The organism is Nostoc sp. UCD121, assembly GCF_014222285.1.
In the GTDB taxonomy this organism is placed as follows: Bacteria; Cyanobacteriota; Cyanobacteriia; order Cyanobacteriales; family Nostocaceae; genus Nostoc.
Window position 1 is genome coordinate 44,672 of the sequence record NZ_JACKZS010000013.1, and the last position, 17,782, is coordinate 62,453.

The following is a 17,782-nucleotide window of genomic DNA, read 5'->3' on the forward strand; positions in this document are numbered from 1 at the left end:
TAGAAATCGCGGCTACGCGGACTCGAAGAATTTGAAACCCACGGAGGTGGGTTTTGTTTGTATAGCCGCGTAAAGCCTTCTCTACGAGAGGCTGCGCCAACGGCATAGCTTCGCTTAACGCGTCAGCGTGCCGGAGGCTCTATTCCATTCGCCAGGGCAAACGTGTTTTTACTGTCGCGTTCATTGTTACCTGGTCGCAATTCATCTCCCGTTAGTCTTTCCTCCGTAAGACTGTAACGCGAATCCTCTTACTCCATTAAGATATATTTCACAGGAGCAGCAAACATCTTCTGAATATGGGTTTAGATTTGGAAAAACCCTTTGTTCTTAACATCGGGTTACAAGTATATGTTTTCTGAAGTTAAAAAATGTTTTGTGTTAGCCGTACCATTGGCAGCAGCACAATTGGCTCAATCTGCAACTGGTTTTGTGGATACGGTAATGATGGGCTGGTTGGGAAGTCAGACTATTGCATCTGGAGGTTTGGGAGTTGTTCTCTTTAGTTTTTGTCTGTTGATCGTTAGTGGTATCCTTTCTGCTGTCAGTCCGTTAGCTGCCCAAGCATACGGGACTGGAAATAGAGAAAAAGTTGGCGCAATTGTCCGGCTTGGACTAGGGATAGCTCTGGTACTAGGAATACCAACTACATTACTGATTTACAATGGAGGTGCTTTACTACTTCTACTAGGGCAGAATGCTAACACAGTAGTACTAGCAGAGATTTATTTAAGAGCGATCGCACTGGGTTTTATTCCTGCTTTAGGCTTTGCAGTACTTAAAAGCTTTCTTGCTGCTCTATTTCAACCGAAATTAGTGATGGTAACTGTGGTTTTGGGTACTCTGCTCAACTTCACAGCTAACTATGTGCTGATGTTTGGCAAACTGGGATTCCCTGCACTGGGTTTAGCTGGTATCGGTTGGGCAAGCACATTCTCACTTTGGAGTATGTTTGTTGCTTTGATAGTTTATATATGTAATCAGCCTCGGTTTGCAGTTTACGGTATTTTTCGACCTTTATCTAAAAAAGCTTTTTCCCTAGAGCATCGCCGGATCATTAGTGAGATTTTTCAGGTTGGATTGCCAATTGGAGGGCTGATTGCAGTCGAAGGGGGACTGTTCACCGTTGTTACTTTCATAATAGGACAATTAGGAACAAACGCTCTTGCTGCCCATCAAATTGCTTTACAAACAATTTCGATATCATTCCAGATGGCAGTAGGCATTTCTCTAGCGACAACAGTACGTGTTGGGCAGTTAGTTGGACAAAATGAACTGCTTGCTACTCGTCTGGCTGGATATGTAGGTATTGCTATTGCAGCTTTATCTATGGCTGTAGTAGGCATGACATTTTGGTTAGTACCAAAGTCAATTATTTCTCTTTATATTGACATTAACGATCCAAACAATGCAGATGTGGTTGTCCTCGCAGTGAAATTGCTGGGAGTGGCAGCGATTTTTCAAATATTTGACGGTGTGCAAGTTACTGCGGGGGCAGCATTACGCGGACTAAAAGACACTCGAATTCCGATGTTTATTGGGATTTTTGCTTATTGGTGCGTTGGTTTATTGACTGGTTATACTTTTGGAATCTGGTCGGGGTATGGAGCTATTGGTCTTTGGTGGGGACTAGCTATTGGTTTAGCGATCGCTGCAATAGTCATGACTTGGCGGTTTAGCAAGAAAACAACTAGCCACGGGTAATGGATAGCTTACTTATTACTTGTAAAATGGGAAACTTTAGAATCTCATACTGTAGGATTTAGAAATTCTGCTGAGTATCAAGAGTGGAAAAAACTTCTACATCATTTTATGAGCCATTTCCTACTGTTGAACACTTTGAAGAAATTGAAATATGAAAAATAAGAACCCTGACTTCTTTGAAAAATCGGGGTTCTGCGATTGCATTACTCTACTCATTACAACTGCTCTACTTTTGGGTCAACAATCTTTCTTCATGCCCGTCTATAACTTTTCAACAATCTGGTCTCTAAGACTATTGGCAAATTCCAGCACTTGGTTTTTCTCTGGTTGCTTGACCCCATTTTTATCAAGGGCTAGCGCTATATCATTAACAAAAGCATAAAATTCACCATTAGTGAGACCTTCGCCAATTCCAGTATGAGAAAGCTTCATAGTCCGCCCAGTATACACACAAGGGCCACCTGCTGCTTGGCAGAATTGAGCTATCAGCAACTCACGCAGTCGCTGTTTTGAGTTGGTACTCAAGCCAATAAAGTATTTACCAATCAATGGGTCAGCAAATATCTTTTCTGCGGAATCGTCAATGACTGCGGCAATTGCATTGTAGCCTCCTAATCTATTATAGAGAGAGCCTCCTGCTGAATTATGGGCTATAGTCACTTCCTCTGCTGATAGTTGATCTGGCGGTGTTGTCGTGGAAATAGCCAAACTAGGGCTTAACCTGAAAATAGTCACAACCATGATTGTGATACAAAGCAATGTTAATCCGAAAACTTTTGGAAATAGGTTTTGCATTTTCATCGTCAAAGCCCCTCTGTTAAGTTTGATGCTGGATCAGTTTTGTTAATTCACACAATAAAATTCGGCTACAAAGATGAAGCCTAAAAAACAACCGAATTTATGACTACTAAAATTTGTATGGAATGTCTCGAAAACTTTGTAGTTCTGACTTTATTCCATAGTAAATTTCTGAGAAAATCAAAGACTTTCTCATCTTTTTAATAGCAATGCCTGAAATATAGAACACGCATTTTTAGGAAATATTGCGCCCAAACAGAACTTGTTTTAAAAGCACTTACTTTTAAAACAAGTTCTGTTTGATTGATCAAGCAAGAAGTATACTACCACTGATCTCACAAATATTTAATTATTAGAATAAAAAACTTACGTTTCCTACTTTTTCGACTTTTTAAAATACATATAATTTATTGAAAGGTTTGCTTAGAAAATCAGTTCATCTTCAAAAACAAAGTTAATGCTCACATTTTCATGAGTAAATATGCTTAAAATTATACTAAATAACATTAGTCCAATTGTCACCGCAAAACTTTATGATTCTTGAGGCAGTTATTCTTAATGTCAAATCTGGTCTAGAATCAGAGTTTGAAGCTGCTTTCAAAAAAGCTTCTAAAATTATTTCCTCAATGGATGGATATTTATCCCATGAATTGCATAAATGTATAGAAGTCCAAGGTAAATATTTATTACTTGTCAGATGGGAAACTTTAGAATCTCATACTGTAGAATTTAGAAATTCTGCTGAGTATCAAGAGTGGAAAAAACTTCTGCATCATTTTTATGAACCATTTCCTACTGTTGAACACTTTGAAGAAATTGAAATATAAAAAATAAGTCGTAAGGGTTTAGCATTGCTCATTGGTGCAAACTTAACATAAAACCCTTGTCAAGACGCGATATTAAGTTCATTTACTGACCGTTACTCACCGCGTCACCCCACTCCGGTTTTGTCTAAAGCCAAAACCGCCCCTCCCCTTACCAAGGCTACGGTGTACACACAAGTCTGGAATAGCTGATTAACTAAGGTTTTACCCCACCCTAACCCTCCCCTTATAAAGGGGAGACACTGCGTTGGGCGGCTTTACCGACTTGAAGCATGTGGCGTGAGGGAACAAGATTTTCCAGTTTCCCCCCAATACATCGGGGGGATTAAGGGGGATAATTTGACTTGTGTGTAAACTATAGGGTTACGAAGGGTAATGCGTGTGTGAGACAAGCATTTGAGATACTTTGCAAACACCATAACATCGCAAAGCTTTCTTTGCTGTAGCCGTCTAGCAGTTTTAAGAGAATAAGTTACAACAACTCATCCTTTGATAAGTTCAGAAGAAGCTGGAGTTAATGCAACTTAAGTTCAACTTATAGATGTTGATGTTTTAGTTACAAATACTCGTTTTTAGATAAGTAAAACTAAAGTTGGATTTAAATCAATTTAATCATTGATTATAAAAACTCCAAAAATGATAAGTAAAATAGGAGTTTTAGTTAATAAAACTTCTTCCTAACTTATTAATGAACAAGTTTTAGTTACTACAGCACGTTCTGGAGTTACAAATGAACAAGTTTTAGTTACTACAGCATGTTCTGGAGTTATAAATGCTTGTTTTGTAGTTGATACAGCTTGTCCTGTAGCAACGCACTATCAAAATATATATAGTCCATCTGGTCGTTTATATACTTCTTACTCTACTCGTTGCAACTGTGCTACTTTGGGATCAACAATTTTTTGTCCTAAGCTAGCAAATTTAATTGCCACAGACATCTTACTACCCGTTCCGAAAACATGGGTAATTTCACCAAGTCCAAAGGTTTTATGTAATACTCTATCGCCTACTTGCCAATTCTGTGTTGAGTCTTGTTTTCCATTAGGAGTAGAGGCACTCTTGGTATAGCTTTGACGACTTGCGCGTTTAGTAGATAATAATTCTTCTGGTAATTCGTCGAGAAATTGCGATCGCATCGCAGGTTCACGAGAACCATACAAACGACGTTCCCGCGCGTGTGATAAAAATAACCGCTCTTGGGCGCGAGTAATTCCCACATAACACAGGCGGCGTTCTTCTTCCAAAGATGCAGGATCGCTTAGGGAACGGTAGCCGGGAAATAGCCCCTGTTCTAATCCCACCAAAAAGACTACGGGAAATTCCAAACCTTTGGAAGCGTGCAAAGTCATCAAAGAAACGGCTGTCTGTCCTTCTTTTAAATTATCCAAATCGGAACTGAGGGCGGCACTACTCAGAAAATCTCGCAGGGAAATCTCTTCGTTTTCTTCTTGAAATTGCAGTGCAGCGTTATAAAGTTCCTGAACGTTTTGTACCCGATCTGTGGCTTCATCTGTGCCTTGATTCATCAAGTCTTGAACGTAACCAGAATCTTCTAATATTCCTTGCAAAACCTCTGTCACCGGAAGCGTAGCGACTTGTGCTTGCCAACGGCTAATGATTGCGGCAAAGTTATTTACAGCTTTTGTCGCCCGTCCAGCTAATGTATTAACTGATGTTTCATCGCTGAGTATTTCCCACAAAGTCGTCCCTAATTGCTGAGATGCGTTCATCAAAGCGTCAATAGTGGTTTTGCCAATTCCCCGCCGGGGAGTATTAATAACTCGTAATAAACTGACTGTATCAGCCGGATTATTTATCGCTCTTAAATAAGCGACGACATCTTTAATTTCTTTGCGATCGTAAAATCTCATTCCCCCCACAACTGTGTAAGGAATTTGATATTTCACCAACAATTCTTCAAAGGGACGAGATTGAGCATTCGTCCGATAAAGTATAGCAAAACTACCCCAGTTTAACTCTGGATTTTGCTGTTCTAAAGTGCTAATTTGATTAATTACAAATGCCGCTTCTGCAAGTTCTTCATCAGCTTTGTGACAAGTAATCTGTTCACCCGTCCCCCGCGTTGCCTTCAGAACTTTATCAATCCGTTGGGTGTTATTTTCAATCAGTTCATTAGCCGCTTGCAAAATGTTTTCACAAGAACGATAGTTTTCTTCTAGCTTAACCATCGTTCGGGTATCATCATCTACCAAACCATCGCCAAAGTCTTCCTGAAAACCTAGCAGGATGGTGAAATCTGCCATCCGAAAGCTGTAAATTGATTGGTCTGCATCGCCGACAACAAAAACTGAGCGATTTTCCCATTGCCATTCGCTCTTTTTGGTTTCGCCATTAGTAACTAATAAATTAATCAGTTGATACTGAGTGCGGTTAGTATCCTGATATTCATCTACGAGTATATGACGGAACTTGCGATGCCAGTAACTTAATACCTGCTCGTTTTGTTGAAATAATCTAGTAGGTACAAGAATAAGATCGTCAAAGTCGAGAGCGTTATTTTGTGCTAACTTATCTTGATATAAATTGTAAACTTGGGCAATTACTCGTCCGCGATAATTTGGTTGGTCTTGCTCAAATTCTTGGGGCGATAAACCTTGGTTTTTAGCGTTACTAATAGCGTAGCGAACAGAGCGAGCATCAAACTTCTTATCGTCTAAATTTAGTTCTTTATTAACGAGTTCTTTGATCAGACTTATTACATCTGATTCATCAAAAATAGAGAAATTACGATTCCACTTGCGTCCTTTTTCGTCTACGTATTTTTCAATATCAAAGCGGAGTATGCGAGAAAAGAGACTATGGAAAGTACCACACCATAAGTCTTTGATAGTGGTTTTGTAAACTTGCGATCGCAGTTGCGTTTGTTGATATTCTGTCAATAAATCAAAACGCTGGCCGTGTTGTTTCATTGCCAGTTGTTCCGCAAACAGCCTTTGAATCCGTTCTTTCATTTCCCGTGCGGCTTTGTTGGTAAAAGTAACCGCCAAGATATGTTCTGGATCAACTTTGTGTTTCAGAATCAGATTTGCAATGCGATAAGTCAGCGCTCGTGTTTTACCGGAACCTGCGCCAGCAACAACTAGCAACGGGCCACAGTAGTGTTCGACAGCTTGACGTTGACTAGGGTTAAGGTGACTGAGAAAGTCGATGGTTGTTGTCATGGATGTGAAAAAGCGATTGCCTGGTGTCACATCAATAGAGAGTTGCTATTGCCCAGGTTACAATATCCTAACGAAACTTGGTCAATAAAGATTGTGTGGCAATATTCTTAACCAGAATGGTACTTTATCATGATTTATGTAGAAGCAAAAAAAAGCTATACTGTTAGTCAAAGGCACATTCCAAAACGGTGTGGTTCATCCTAATGAACCAATTAAAGGGCATGAGGGGCAGTCAGTGATAATTGTGTTTGTCGAAGAAAACCGCACACCTGAGCCAGCAATGCCAGAAGACTCAGATTGGGATAAACTGAGGCAGTTGATTAAAAACTGTGCAGTTGATACAGATATTGGCGATTTGGCACACCAGCATGACCATTATCTCTATGGAATGCCAAAGCGAGAATCATAACCTTGACTTTTGAGCAAGCAGGATTTACAAAACTGTTGTAAATCAAAAAATAGTGGGATTTAAGCAAGGTTTGTGTAGGAGCAATTCATGAATTGCCCCTACAATACGTTAATTTTTTCTACGCTAAATACGTTGATCGCGAGTTCTCCCTACACTTTCTGTCGTAAGATCAGCGACGGGGAATCCAACATCAAAAAATGTTGGGCAAGCTCTCACTTTTTCTGTTATCAGCGCTGTTTAATACCTAATCAATAAGTATTGTCACGAATAGGACAATTAACTCCTTGAGTACCCAATTGACATCGGGTAGCGATACACAATACATCACGATTCAACCGTTATGTTTTTAAAGATGAAAAATTTCTTTAATTTCAGGTTTAACCAATACAAGGGTGGGTGGATATGGATCTGAGCTTAATTGTATCCAACATTTTGAATCCGCCAATCCTGTTTTTCTTTTTAGGCATGACTGCTGTTTTTGTCAAGTCTGATTTAGAAATTCCCGCACCAATGCCCAAACTCTTTTCGCTCTACCTACTGTTTGCCATTGGTTTTAAAGGAGGGGTAGAACTAATCAAAAGCGGTGTGACTCAGGAAGTAGTTCTAACACTCGCAGCAGCAATGATGATGGCTTGTGTTGTTCCCATTTACACCTTTTTTATCTTGAAGTGGAAATTGGATACTTACGATGCGGCGGCGATCGCAGCAACCTACGGTTCTATCAGCGCCGTCACCTTCATCACAGCTAGCGCTTTTTTAACTGAGCTTGGCATCCCTTTTGATGGTTATATGGTGGCAGCCCTTGCCCTGATGGAATCTCCAGCGATTATAGTCGGTCTAATTTTGGTGAATATATTCACCGCCGATGGAAAGCGAGAACTTTCGTGGCCGGAAGTTTTGCAAGAAGCATTTCTTAATAGTTCAGTTTTTCTATTAGTCGGTAGTCTCTTAATCGGTGTCTTGACAGGAGAACGCGGTTGGCACGTATTAGAACCTTTTACTCAAGGGTTGTTTTATGGCGTTCTCACCTTCTTTTTACTGGACATGGGACTAGTCGCTGCCAGAAGAATTAAAGACTTGCAAAAAACCGGAGTTTTCCTAATTTTATTTGCCATACTAATTCCTATACTCAATGCAGGCATTGGGTTAGTTATTGCCAAATTGATCGGTATGCCTCGCGGAGATTCGCTCTTATTCGCTGTATTGTGTGCCAGTGCTTCTTATATTGCTGTCCCGGCGGCTATGCGGATGACTGTTCCAGAAGCAAATCCCAGCCTGTATGTTTCTACTGCTCTAGCGGTGACATTTCCGTTCAATATTATTGTGGGAATTCCGTTATATCTCTACGGAATTAACCTATTTTGGAGTTAATAATATGCACGTAGTTAAAAAGATAGAAATTATTGCCAATTCCTTTGAACTTGCCAAAATTTTAGATAATTTAGACAAGTCGGGTGTACATAATCATGCCGTAATCCGAAATGTTGCTGGTAAAGGATTACAAGGAACGACAGAAGATTTAGACATGACCATGCTTGATAATGTTTACATCCTCGCGTTTTGTATGCCAGAACAACTCAAGCCTGTTGTAGAAAATATCAAACCACTCCTTAATAAGTTCGGAGGTACTTGCTACGTTTCCGATGTGATGGAAATTCGCTCTGTCAGATGTGTTGCGTCAATGTAAAAAAGTTATAAATCAATGAAGCATTTCATAGAACGTCGTGACTTTTTGAAGTTGGGAATCACTGGGGCATTTGGAATGATGCTATCTGCCAGCGATTTACTCTGGCGAGTAGAACAGGCGAAAGCTGCCGAAATCCCCTCAACTTCTGCTGAATCCCTTACTCCCGATGCCGCCTTACAAAAGCTGATCGAGGGAAATCAGCGATTTGTCGATCATCAACCCCAATACCCCGATCAATCTGCACTGCGGTTGCAGGAAGTTGCTCAAGCTCAACATCCATTTGCAACGATTCTTAGTTGTGCGGATTCACGAGTCCCCGCAGAAATTGTTTTCGATCAAGGCATTGGAGACATTTTTGATGTTCGGATTGCCGGAAATATTGCCACACATGAAGCGATCGGCAGTATTGAATATGCCGTTGTTTTATTAGGTTCTCCACTGCTGATGGTGATGGGGCATGAACGTTGTGGGGCTGTAACCGCAGCTGTACAAAAAGAATCGTTACCCGGTGATATTAGTACTTTTGTGAAGGCAATTAAGCCAGCCCTGAAAAGGGTCAAGAATCAGCCAGGTGACGCGGTTGAGAATGGTGTGGTGGCAAATGTGCAATATCAAATTGAACGGTTGCAAAAATCAAAGCTTTTAAGTGAGCAGGTGCAGTCAGGTAAATTGAAAATTGTGGGAGGTCGTTACGACTTGGATACAGGGAGGGTGAGTATCATTACTTAATTCAGGAGATAAGGGAGCAGGGGAGGCAGAGAGCAGGGAGCAGGGAGCAGGGGAGGCAGAGAGCAGGGAGCAGGGGGTAGGGAGCAGGGAGCAGGGAGCAGGGGGAGAAGAATTAATAACCAATGCCCAATGCCCCATTCAATCCTGCACAGTCATTGGCAGACGAATAGTGAAAGTAGAACCAATTCCTGGCTGACTTTTGACAATAATTTCACCACCCATCATCTGACAAAAGTGGCGGCTAATTGCCAACCCCAGTCCCGTACCTCCATACTTTTTCGTAGTCGAAGTATCACCTTGGGTAAAAGGTTGAAATAACTGCTGCTGTTGGCGGTTAGACATACCGATACCTGTGTCGGTAACAGTAAAAGTAATCATCCCCAAAGGAGCATCCAGTCGTAATTCATCCTTTTCTCTTTTGACTGTCAGCGTCACCTTGCCGTTTGTAGTGAATTTACTGGCGTTGCTCAATAAGTTTAATAACACCTGCCGCATCCTAGTTTGATCGGCGTACATAGTTCCAAGTTGTTCATCAAAATGCACTTCTAAAACATTGGCATTTTTTTCTATCGCTGGTTTGACTGTGAGGACGACGTTATGAATCAGATTTGCAATCTCGAATGTCTCTGGATAGAGAGTCATTTTCCCCGCTTCAATTTTTGACAAGTCGAGGATTTCGTTAATCAAGTGCAGTAGATGCTTACCAGCAGCGTTAATTGTTTCTAAGTCGGTGATAAAGTCTGCTGATAAACCAAGATCGGTAGCGTCGTCTTCTAGAAGTTGGCTCAAGCCAATGACAGCATTTAATGGTGTGCGTAATTCGTGGCTGACATTGGCTAAAAATACGCTTTTTGCCTTGCTAGCGGCTTCAGCTAATTCTTTAGCTTGTTGTAGTTCTTTTGTTCGCTCAGATACTCGCTCAATCAGACGATTTAAAGATTTGGCGAGTAGGCCAATTTCATCTTCAGTGGTGACGGGCGCTCGCAAATCGAAATTATGTTTCCGCGCTACTTGTTCAGCTACTTGGGTAACGGTGATAACTGGTTCCGCGATCGCTCGGCTGGTACGCCAAGCTACAATAGCTGCGATCGCCACCGAAACGAGCATACTGATAATTACGATAAATCGCTCAACTACTTTTGCCTGCTCAACAGCTTTTTGCCTTTCTTGCTCTTGATTCTCAGCAGTTTGCAGGATGTTAGCCAAGCTTTCAGAAAGCTGATCTAGGCGCATGGCTGTTTCACCACGCATTATTGTCAATAACTGCGATCGGGCAGCAGAAATTTGCTGAGGCTGCGCTGGTTGGGAGTCAATTCTCTGTAAAACGACCTCGATTTTCTCAACGTAAGCTTTTAAATTATTCTTGTAATCTAGCAATAGCGTCTGTAAAGTCGAACTTGTTGCCGCTAGTCTTTTAGGCTTGCTGTCAATAAATCCAGAAATTTTTGACTCTAATTGCTGGGCTTTTTCAACATTCTTCAAAAAATCAGCTTTTTTGGTTTGTAGTTGCTGGGAATTTTCTAATACAGCAACTAGATTAGAGCTATGTAATTGCGCCCCTACTACTGCATCTCTATAATTACTCAGTAGTTGCCCTTGTTCATAAGCTTGATTGAATTGCCTTACTTCCCTACCCCGGTAGTAGTTGGCAATCACTAACCCAGTTAGCGCTCCAAAAAAGCCAATTCCGATAGCTACAAAGTACCCATAGCCAATTTTTTGATGGATGCGCCAAGAACTGGCTTTGAGTTTCCCTCGTGAGGGAAATTCTATAGTCGGTAGTTCGTCTGTCGATGGCTCTTCGGCTGACACTTTTTTAGTTTCTGAACTGCTATCGATAAGGGTTGGCTTTTGAGTTGGCATTTCTCAAACCTCCTTGCCTTCCCGCAAAAATTACCAAATCAGTTTAGCTTGTACAAACAGTTTAATTGGTTATTAACATTTACATTATCTTCTTTTATAGCAACAGCAAATCATTGCTTAGTAGATAATTCGCATAACCTCATATACTATGAGTTATTTTGATAGCAATGTTGCTAAGTACACTTACTGACAGCGAACCGAATTCACTTTTTTCAACAGTAACAAATAATTTCCCGAACTAAAGACCTTTCTGAGACCGTCTTCTCCTTACCACAATACTTTTCTCAATATACAGTTGATAGCAATTAGTTCTTGACATCAGGTAAGCCACCAGTCTACCTTACTGCTTCCTTATAAAATTAATACAATCAGGAAAAAAACAAAAGGTTTGATTATGGGGCATGGGGCATTAGGTTATTTCTGCCTCATCCCCAATTACCAGCACGCTTATCATAAAATAGGTTGAAAGTCTAGTCGATGTGAATACACAAAAACTTTTATTACGTATTAATATCAATACGAATGCGTTAATTGACGAACCCGGCTTAAGATAGCTTTAATATTGGCTAAAATCGGCTTTTAGGCTTATATAAATGAGAGGTGGGCTGATTTTGCCTGATTTGTACTTAGATTTAGTACGATTATGAACAAATGACACGGAATGAGATAATCACAACCAGAGGATTCCAGTTGATTTAGAAAAGAACTCAGGAGGACGATTATAATACATCCTACTCCCTTCTGAATTCTATCCTCCTACTGACTGTCTACCTTGTAGTTGATGCAGTAGATATTACGGGGCAATTATAGTTAAAGGACACTCAAACCCTTTTGTGCCCTTTAACCAATTGTACTGATGCACTTGTGCATTACCTAACCAACAGCCTTTTGGTTGCAATTATCCAGATTAGAAAAACTCAACTGTCAAATTAATGGGAGTGAAAATGCCAGAACAAGATTTTACTGAAACCGCATCCAAAGAAACTACAGTGGCAGAGATCAACACCCAAACGGGAACCATCACAAAACTCCAGCCTCCCGCACAGTCTCAAGATGAATGGCTAAAATATGGGGAGCAAGTTTCAACATTTTTAGCAACATTGCCAGAATATGTGGGAAGCTTCTTTAATGAATATAAGCAACCCCTGGTAACAGTTGGTTTAATTGTAGGATCAATTGTTGGTGTTAAAGTACTCTTGGCAATATTAGATGCTTTAAATGATATCCCTTTAGTAGCACCTACTTTTGAGTTGATAGGGATTGGTTACTCTGCCTGGTTTGTTTACCGCTATTTACTCAAAGCCTCAACGAGGAAAGAGTTAACTAGTGAAATCACCACTCTTAAATCACAAGTGGTTGGTAAACAAATTCCAGAAGCTTAATATCTAATTATCGCTTCTCTATGAGACGTACTCCTCGATAAGAATACGCTCTAATTCCAAATCACCGAAGTCTGAATGCCGGAAGTTGGCGTTCAGACTTCTCTTAAAATTCCCTGCCAAGTTCATTAACAATTCGTAATTCGTGATTACGTTATAGATGAGAATTTAGATCCGATCCATAACGCTACTATCCTTAGAGTTAGCTTATTGTGACTCTTAGTTTAATTACGAATTACGAATTACGAATTATCGCTGAGGTGAGCCTCCTGGAGACAATTTAACCTTGGGAGTGCGCGAAGTTTCTGGAGATGTACTGGGCAATCGCACTATACTTGGAGATGAAATTGCCTCCAATTTGCCCCGTTTTACTAAAGCTTGATGAATCATCGCCGCCACTTCAGCCCGACTAGCTACTTTGTTGGGAGCAAGAATTTGTGGGTTTGGATAGTTAACTACTAGACCATTGGTTGTAGCAGCAGCTATTTTGCTAATAGCATAAGGTGGAATATCTTTAGCATCTTTATAGACACTTAAAATCTGATTTGGTGAAGTGGGCGCTTTCAAATTCAACCCGCTAACAAGGGCAACCAAAACTTGCACTCGTGAAATATTTTGTTGTGGTTTGAAGGTTTTTTTCGGATAACCTTTGAGAAATCCGGCATTGATGGCTTGGTCAATTGCTGGAGTTGCCCAGAATTTTGTTGGTACATCTTCAAATGCGATCGCAGTCTTAGACGGTTCTTGGTCAAAGGCTTTTTGTACAATCGCTGCAAATTCAGCGCGGTTTACAGACTGATTTGGTCTAAAAGAATAATCAGGAAATCCTTTGAGAATACTACGAGAAGAAAGAACATCTATAAAACGCCGACCCCAAAAGTTAGTGGGTACATCGTTAAATGCAATTGGCGGGGGAATAATAGATTTTTGCTTTGCTGGAGTTACTAAAGGTAGCGCTGATGATTTAATTGATGACTCAAGTACTGCTGAAGAGGGTACAGGTGTCTGTAGTTGTGGGGGTTGAGTCGGAATTACCTGAGCAGATGGTAACACTGCACGGGAAGGGGCGCTGTTAGTTGGCAATGAAGGTGTCTTGGGTTCAACAACAGCCTCCGGTGGAGAATAGGGCAAAACTGTCTTAGGGACTACATTTGGTTCTACCTTGGGATTAAGGGAAGGCAATACTTGATTTGGTTGAACGCTAGGCGACGGAGTGGAAGAAGACAGCAGCCCGTTGAAATTCCAGCTAGAATCCCTGCGCGACAATGACCAAAAAAGAATTGCTCCGACAGTGCTGAAGGCAACCAAAATGGCTATAAATTCATCAAAGCCAAGGGCAGTTCTTTGGGATGACTCCGGTTCGGAAGGAGGTTTATTTGTCATCGTGATTACCCTGGTAGCAGTTAAATTTGTGTCTAAACAAATTAAGCCACAGATGACTCTTTTACACCAGCCCTTTTTAATTCGTAATTCTTAGTAAAATATCAGGCTTCTGGTTCAATGCCGAGCGATCGCAATTGGGCAGCTAGGCGATCGGCTCTTTGGCGTTCCTGTTCTGCCCTTTGGGATTCTTGTTCTGCTCTTTGGCGTTCCTGTTCTGCCCTTTGAGATTCCTGTTCGGCTCTTTCATCGCCATTCAACAACAAATTACCTTGCAAATCCCACCAACGCAGCCAGGGTAATTCCACATTCTGATAAACTCCTAGCCATAAACCTAATTCAACACCCAAAGCAACAATGGGATAATGTCCTCGTTCATTTGCTGGTAAAATCTGATACTGTCCTTCAATCAGATGATAAACTTCTAGGTTGGCTTTACTCGCTTCATAAATGCCGTAGAAGGGAGGACGAATAACTTGCTCATAAATCCAAAATTTACCCTTCAAAGGAGTTTGATCCCGTTCTTCACTACCGTCCCCAGAGACAAATTCTAAAACAATCAACGGGGCAATAAACTCTCGCCACAAGACATAAGAACGTCGCGTTTGCCCATTGAGCAAAAATGGTACATTCGGTACATAAAACCAATCTGGTGCTTCTGCGCCTTTTTCGGGGGGATCAGTTAAGCGCCAGTAAATGCCTAAGTCTTGACCTATACAGTATTCACCTTCAGGATTTAATTGTTTAAGGATAGGTGTAATCGAGTCAGTTAGTAGGATGCTTTGGGGATGCTCTTGCCAATTTTTCACGAACGTACCATTGGACTCAGGAAGTTGAGTATGATCCGGGAAAGGGAAAGGAGTGAGGGCGTTGGGTGGATTGGTTACAGAGGTCATAACGCTACCTTTGCACTCTTCGTAAAGATTATTTTTAGTTTAGCTTGCGTAGGCGTAGCCCGCACTTCGGCTGCGCTCAGTGACCGTCGTAGACATCGCTCTCTAAATATTCACCACCAAGATTTTGAATTTTTGTCTAAATTGCTTTCATTAATTAATCGCACGCCAATTACTTGTCGCCGCCTGAGAACAATTTTCACCCTGATATACCACTAGTCTTATTAGATACCCAAAGCAAAACCGGATTTCGAGGGTGGCAGAATGTAAAATATTAACTTATTGTTTACCCAATCTTTGTAAAAATCAGGGTGTCTAGTGTCAGAAGAATTTAGTTACCAAATCTCACCGCCATTTTTGTCTCTTGGTAGCGATCGCGATCTGGGTTTAGATTCAACCCTCCAAGAACTACCAATGTACAATTTCGCAGTGGAAATCAATCACACTGGTATGGAAGTGGCTAATTTTTTAGAAAAATACCCCCTGCTACCAGGGGTAATTTTGGTAGAACAGGGAAGGCTCATTGGGATGATTTCGCGGCGGCGGCTGCTGGAATTTTTGATTCGTCCTTATGGACAAGAGTTGTTGGTTGAGCAACCATTAGCCGTTCTCTACAGCTATGCGCGGATACCGATGTTGCTGCTTGCTGATACAACATCGATTTTAACAGCGATGCAACTTAGCTTAAAGCGATCGCCAGAATTATTAGCAGAACCAATTGTAGTACACACAGAATCTGGGGCTTATAGATTGTTAGATGTCCAAGAATTGAATATTATTTCTTGGCAAATTCGAGGAATTGACAATCTGGTACGCTATGAACGCAGCCAAGCTCAAATGATTCAAAATGATAAAATGGCAAATCTGGGACGTTTGGTAGACGGCGTAGCACACGAAATTTTAGACCCAGTGGGTTTTATTTGGGGGAACATAACTTATGTTTCCACCTACAGCCAAGATTTACTCAAGCTAATAGCTGCTTACGATCAAGAGTTACCATCAGTTTCCCAGGCAATTAATCAGATTAAAGAAGATATTGAATTTGATTTTTTAGAACAAGATTTGTCGCGATCGCTTGCGAGTATCCGTACTGGCGCGGAAAGATTAAAAAAGCTTGTTACTAGTTTACAAAATTTTTGTCATATCGATGAGCTTTATCCAAAGCCAGTAGATTTACACGCTAGTATAGATACTATTATTTTATTAATTAATAGCCGCCTTCAAGGAGAAATTGAAATAGTCAAATACTACGGTCAGCTACCCCCAGTTTATTGCTTTATAGGACAGCTAAACCAAGTTTTAATGAATATTTTCAGCGAAGTTGTAGATATTTTGCTCAATGAAGCGGTTAGGCAACAGTTACATTTAGAAGATAAAAATACTGTTCAAAAACCTCGGATTGAGATTACTACAGAAGTAATTTCGCAAGAAGCAAGCAATCCAAATGCACCAGATTCTCGTTGGGTATTAATTCGCATTGCTGACAATGGCCCTGGAATGTCTCAAGAATTGCAACAGCAAATTATGGAGTCTTTTTCTCTGGAAACAAAGAATAGTAAAAATACTAGTTTAGCAGTAAGTTATCGCATTATAACTGTGAGACATGGCGGTAAATTAAATTTCCATTCCCAGATTGGTATAGGTACAGAATTTGAAATTTTATTACCTTTGCTTTGATTGATTAAGAATTATGAATTTCAACTCATCGCACGGCTACGAAAACACCCCTTCTTTGAACCACATTTCTGCATTTGCAATGCTCGTAAACTCGCTAATACCTCACTATCATTTTCATAAAAAGCCATAGAGAAACCGAAGTCATTATTACCAAAGACCAAAGACCAAAGACCAATGACAAATGACTAAACTTGTTGCTGGATAGGAATTTGAACTACAAACTCCGTTCCTTTTCCCAGTGTAGAAAAAAATTCTAACTTGCCGCCATGTTTTTCGGTGATAATTTGATAGCTGATAGCCATTCCCATTCCTGTGCCCTTACCGACAGGTTTTGTTGTAAAGAAGGGGTTGAAAATCTTTTTTTGAATTGATTCGGGAATCCCAGATCCATTGTCAGCGATCGCAATTTTTACCCATTGCGAATCAACGACAGAGGTACGAATCGTGATGGTACTGGGATTATCGCGGATTTCTTGATAAGTTCGTTTAGCATTGAATTCTTCGAGAGCATCGAGCGCATTTACTAGAATGTTCATAAACACCTGGTTGATCTGTCCGGCGCAGCATTCTACATGAGATAAATTACCGTAGTCTTTGATGATCTGAATGACTGGGCTTTTGTCAGTGGCTTTAAGGCGGTGTTGCAAAATCATCAAAGTATTGTCGATGCCTTCATGAACATCTACGGCTTTGAACTCACTTTCATCCAGGCGCGAGAAGTTACGTAGTGACAGCACAATCTCTCGAATCCGCTCCGTCCCGATATTCATTGAATGCAATACCATAATCGCGTCTTTTTCTAGAAACTCTAAATCGATGGTTTTGCGTTCGGTTTGAATTTCAGGGGGTGGGTTGGGGACGTAACGGTGATAAAGCTGGACAAGTCGCAGTAAGTCATGAATATATTGGCTAATATAGCTGATATTTCCGTAAATAAAGCTAACGGGATTGTTGATTTCATGAGCAATCCCTGCCACCATTTGACCCAGCGCAGACATCTTTTCGCTTTGAATCATTTGAGCTTGCATTTGATGCAAACTATCTAACGTATTTTCTAACTCTTGGCCTCTGTGCTGCAAATCTGTGCGAGAATCTTCCAACTCACAAATGACTTTCTTGAGTAAAAATTCCTTTGTGCAAATGTCAGTTTCTAGCTGGCGGCGTTCAGATTCGCAGCGTTCCAGCTTTTTCCGCAAGATCCGGTTGGTCTTTTCTAACTCTTGCATCTGTATGGAATTGTCTTGGTTATCCATACACAAC

The 17,782-nt window shown here is 40.8% G+C and carries 14 protein-coding genes and 1 pseudogene; 9 read left to right on the forward strand and 6 right to left on the reverse strand.

Annotated elements, in window-relative coordinates; translation table 11 throughout:
• Positions 1-375 precede the first annotated feature (375 nt).
• Positions 376-1,701: an MATE family efflux transporter gene (locus GNF10_RS04875; RefSeq protein ID WP_311774104.1), complete on the forward strand. Its 1,326-nt coding sequence runs from the start codon at positions 376-378 to the stop codon at positions 1,699-1,701.
• Between the two features lie 9 nt (positions 1,702-1,710).
• Positions 1,711-1,856: pseudogene (locus tag GNF10_RS38355) on the forward strand (antibiotic biosynthesis monooxygenase); the annotation flags it as partial.
• Between the two features lie 106 nt (positions 1,857-1,962).
• Here GNF10_RS38355 and GNF10_RS04880 read toward each other — a convergent pair.
• Positions 1,963-2,496 carry a group 1 truncated hemoglobin gene (locus GNF10_RS04880; RefSeq protein ID WP_260446276.1) on the reverse strand — a complete coding sequence of 178 codons (534 nt, stop codon included), beginning with the start codon at positions 2,494-2,496 and terminating at the stop codon, positions 1,963-1,965.
• 536 nt (positions 2,497-3,032) lie between these two features.
• Between GNF10_RS04880 and GNF10_RS04885 the strand changes: the two genes are divergently transcribed.
• Positions 3,033-3,326, forward strand: coding sequence for an antibiotic biosynthesis monooxygenase (locus GNF10_RS04885; RefSeq protein WP_185592819.1), 294 nt, complete (start codon positions 3,033-3,035; stop codon positions 3,324-3,326).
• 854 nt (positions 3,327-4,180) lie between these two features.
• On the opposite strand, the gene pcrA is transcribed toward GNF10_RS04885, so the two are convergent.
• Positions 4,181-6,505, reverse strand: coding sequence for a DNA helicase PcrA (gene pcrA, locus GNF10_RS04890; RefSeq protein ID WP_185581050.1), 2,325 nt, complete (start codon positions 6,503-6,505; stop codon positions 4,181-4,183).
• A 190-nt stretch (positions 6,506-6,695) separates the two neighbouring features.
• Here pcrA and GNF10_RS04895 point away from each other — a divergent pair, with 190 nt between their 5' ends.
• The 4 genes from GNF10_RS04895 (at position 6,696) to GNF10_RS04910 (ending at position 9,330) form a co-directional block, all read left to right on the forward strand.
• Positions 6,696-6,914, forward strand: a complete 219-nt coding sequence (locus tag GNF10_RS04895) for a hypothetical protein (protein WP_311774105.1) — start codon at positions 6,696-6,698, stop codon at positions 6,912-6,914.
• Positions 6,915-7,316: 402 nt separating this feature from the next.
• A complete protein-coding gene (locus tag GNF10_RS04900; protein WP_185581039.1) occupies positions 7,317-8,285 on the forward strand; it encodes a sodium-dependent bicarbonate transport family permease in 969 nt (322 codons plus the stop codon).
• Positions 8,286-8,289: 4 nt separating this feature from the next.
• Entirely contained in the window at positions 8,290-8,601 is a 312-nt protein-coding gene (locus tag GNF10_RS04905; RefSeq protein ID WP_069068948.1) for a P-II family nitrogen regulator, read from the forward strand.
• Between the two features lie 15 nt (positions 8,602-8,616).
• The gene (locus GNF10_RS04910) at positions 8,617-9,330 is read left to right on the forward strand and encodes a carbonic anhydrase (RefSeq protein ID WP_185581040.1); all 714 of its coding nucleotides are present in this window, start codon (positions 8,617-8,619) and stop codon (positions 9,328-9,330) included.
• Between the two features lie 138 nt (positions 9,331-9,468).
• Here GNF10_RS04910 and GNF10_RS04915 read toward each other — a convergent pair whose 3' ends face one another.
• Entirely contained in the window at positions 9,469-11,193 is a 1,725-nt protein-coding gene (locus GNF10_RS04915) for an ATP-binding protein (RefSeq protein WP_185581041.1), read from the reverse strand.
• A gap of 944 nt (positions 11,194-12,137) precedes the next feature.
• On the opposite strand from GNF10_RS04915, the gene GNF10_RS04920 reads away from it, so the two are divergent.
• On the forward strand, positions 12,138-12,575 hold the full coding sequence (locus GNF10_RS04920; RefSeq protein ID WP_185581042.1) for a CAAD domain-containing protein: 438 nt from the start codon (positions 12,138-12,140) through the stop codon (positions 12,573-12,575).
• 246 nt (positions 12,576-12,821) lie between these two features.
• Here GNF10_RS04920 and GNF10_RS04925 read toward each other — a convergent pair whose 3' ends face one another.
• Together GNF10_RS04925 and GNF10_RS04930 are read right to left on the reverse strand one after the other, a co-directional pair.
• Positions 12,822-13,955 (reverse strand): S-layer homology domain-containing protein, encoded by a 1,134-nt coding sequence (locus GNF10_RS04925; protein WP_185581043.1) that lies wholly within the window; start codon positions 13,953-13,955, stop codon positions 12,822-12,824.
• A 101-nt stretch (positions 13,956-14,056) separates the two neighbouring features.
• Positions 14,057-14,848 (reverse strand): Uma2 family endonuclease, encoded by a 792-nt coding sequence (locus GNF10_RS04930; RefSeq protein ID WP_185581044.1) that lies wholly within the window; start codon positions 14,846-14,848, stop codon positions 14,057-14,059.
• A 315-nt stretch (positions 14,849-15,163) separates the two neighbouring features.
• On the opposite strand from GNF10_RS04930, the gene GNF10_RS04935 reads away from it, so the two are divergent.
• Positions 15,164-16,522 carry an ATP-binding protein gene (locus GNF10_RS04935; protein WP_185581045.1) on the forward strand — a complete coding sequence of 453 codons (1,359 nt, stop codon included), beginning with the start codon at positions 15,164-15,166 and terminating at the stop codon, positions 16,520-16,522.
• A gap of 185 nt (positions 16,523-16,707) precedes the next feature.
• On the opposite strand, the gene GNF10_RS04940 is transcribed toward GNF10_RS04935, so the two are convergent.
• Entirely contained in the window at positions 16,708-17,775 is a 1,068-nt protein-coding gene (locus GNF10_RS04940; RefSeq protein WP_185581046.1) for a sensor histidine kinase, read from the reverse strand.
• Between the last annotated feature and the right edge of the window lie 7 nt (positions 17,776-17,782).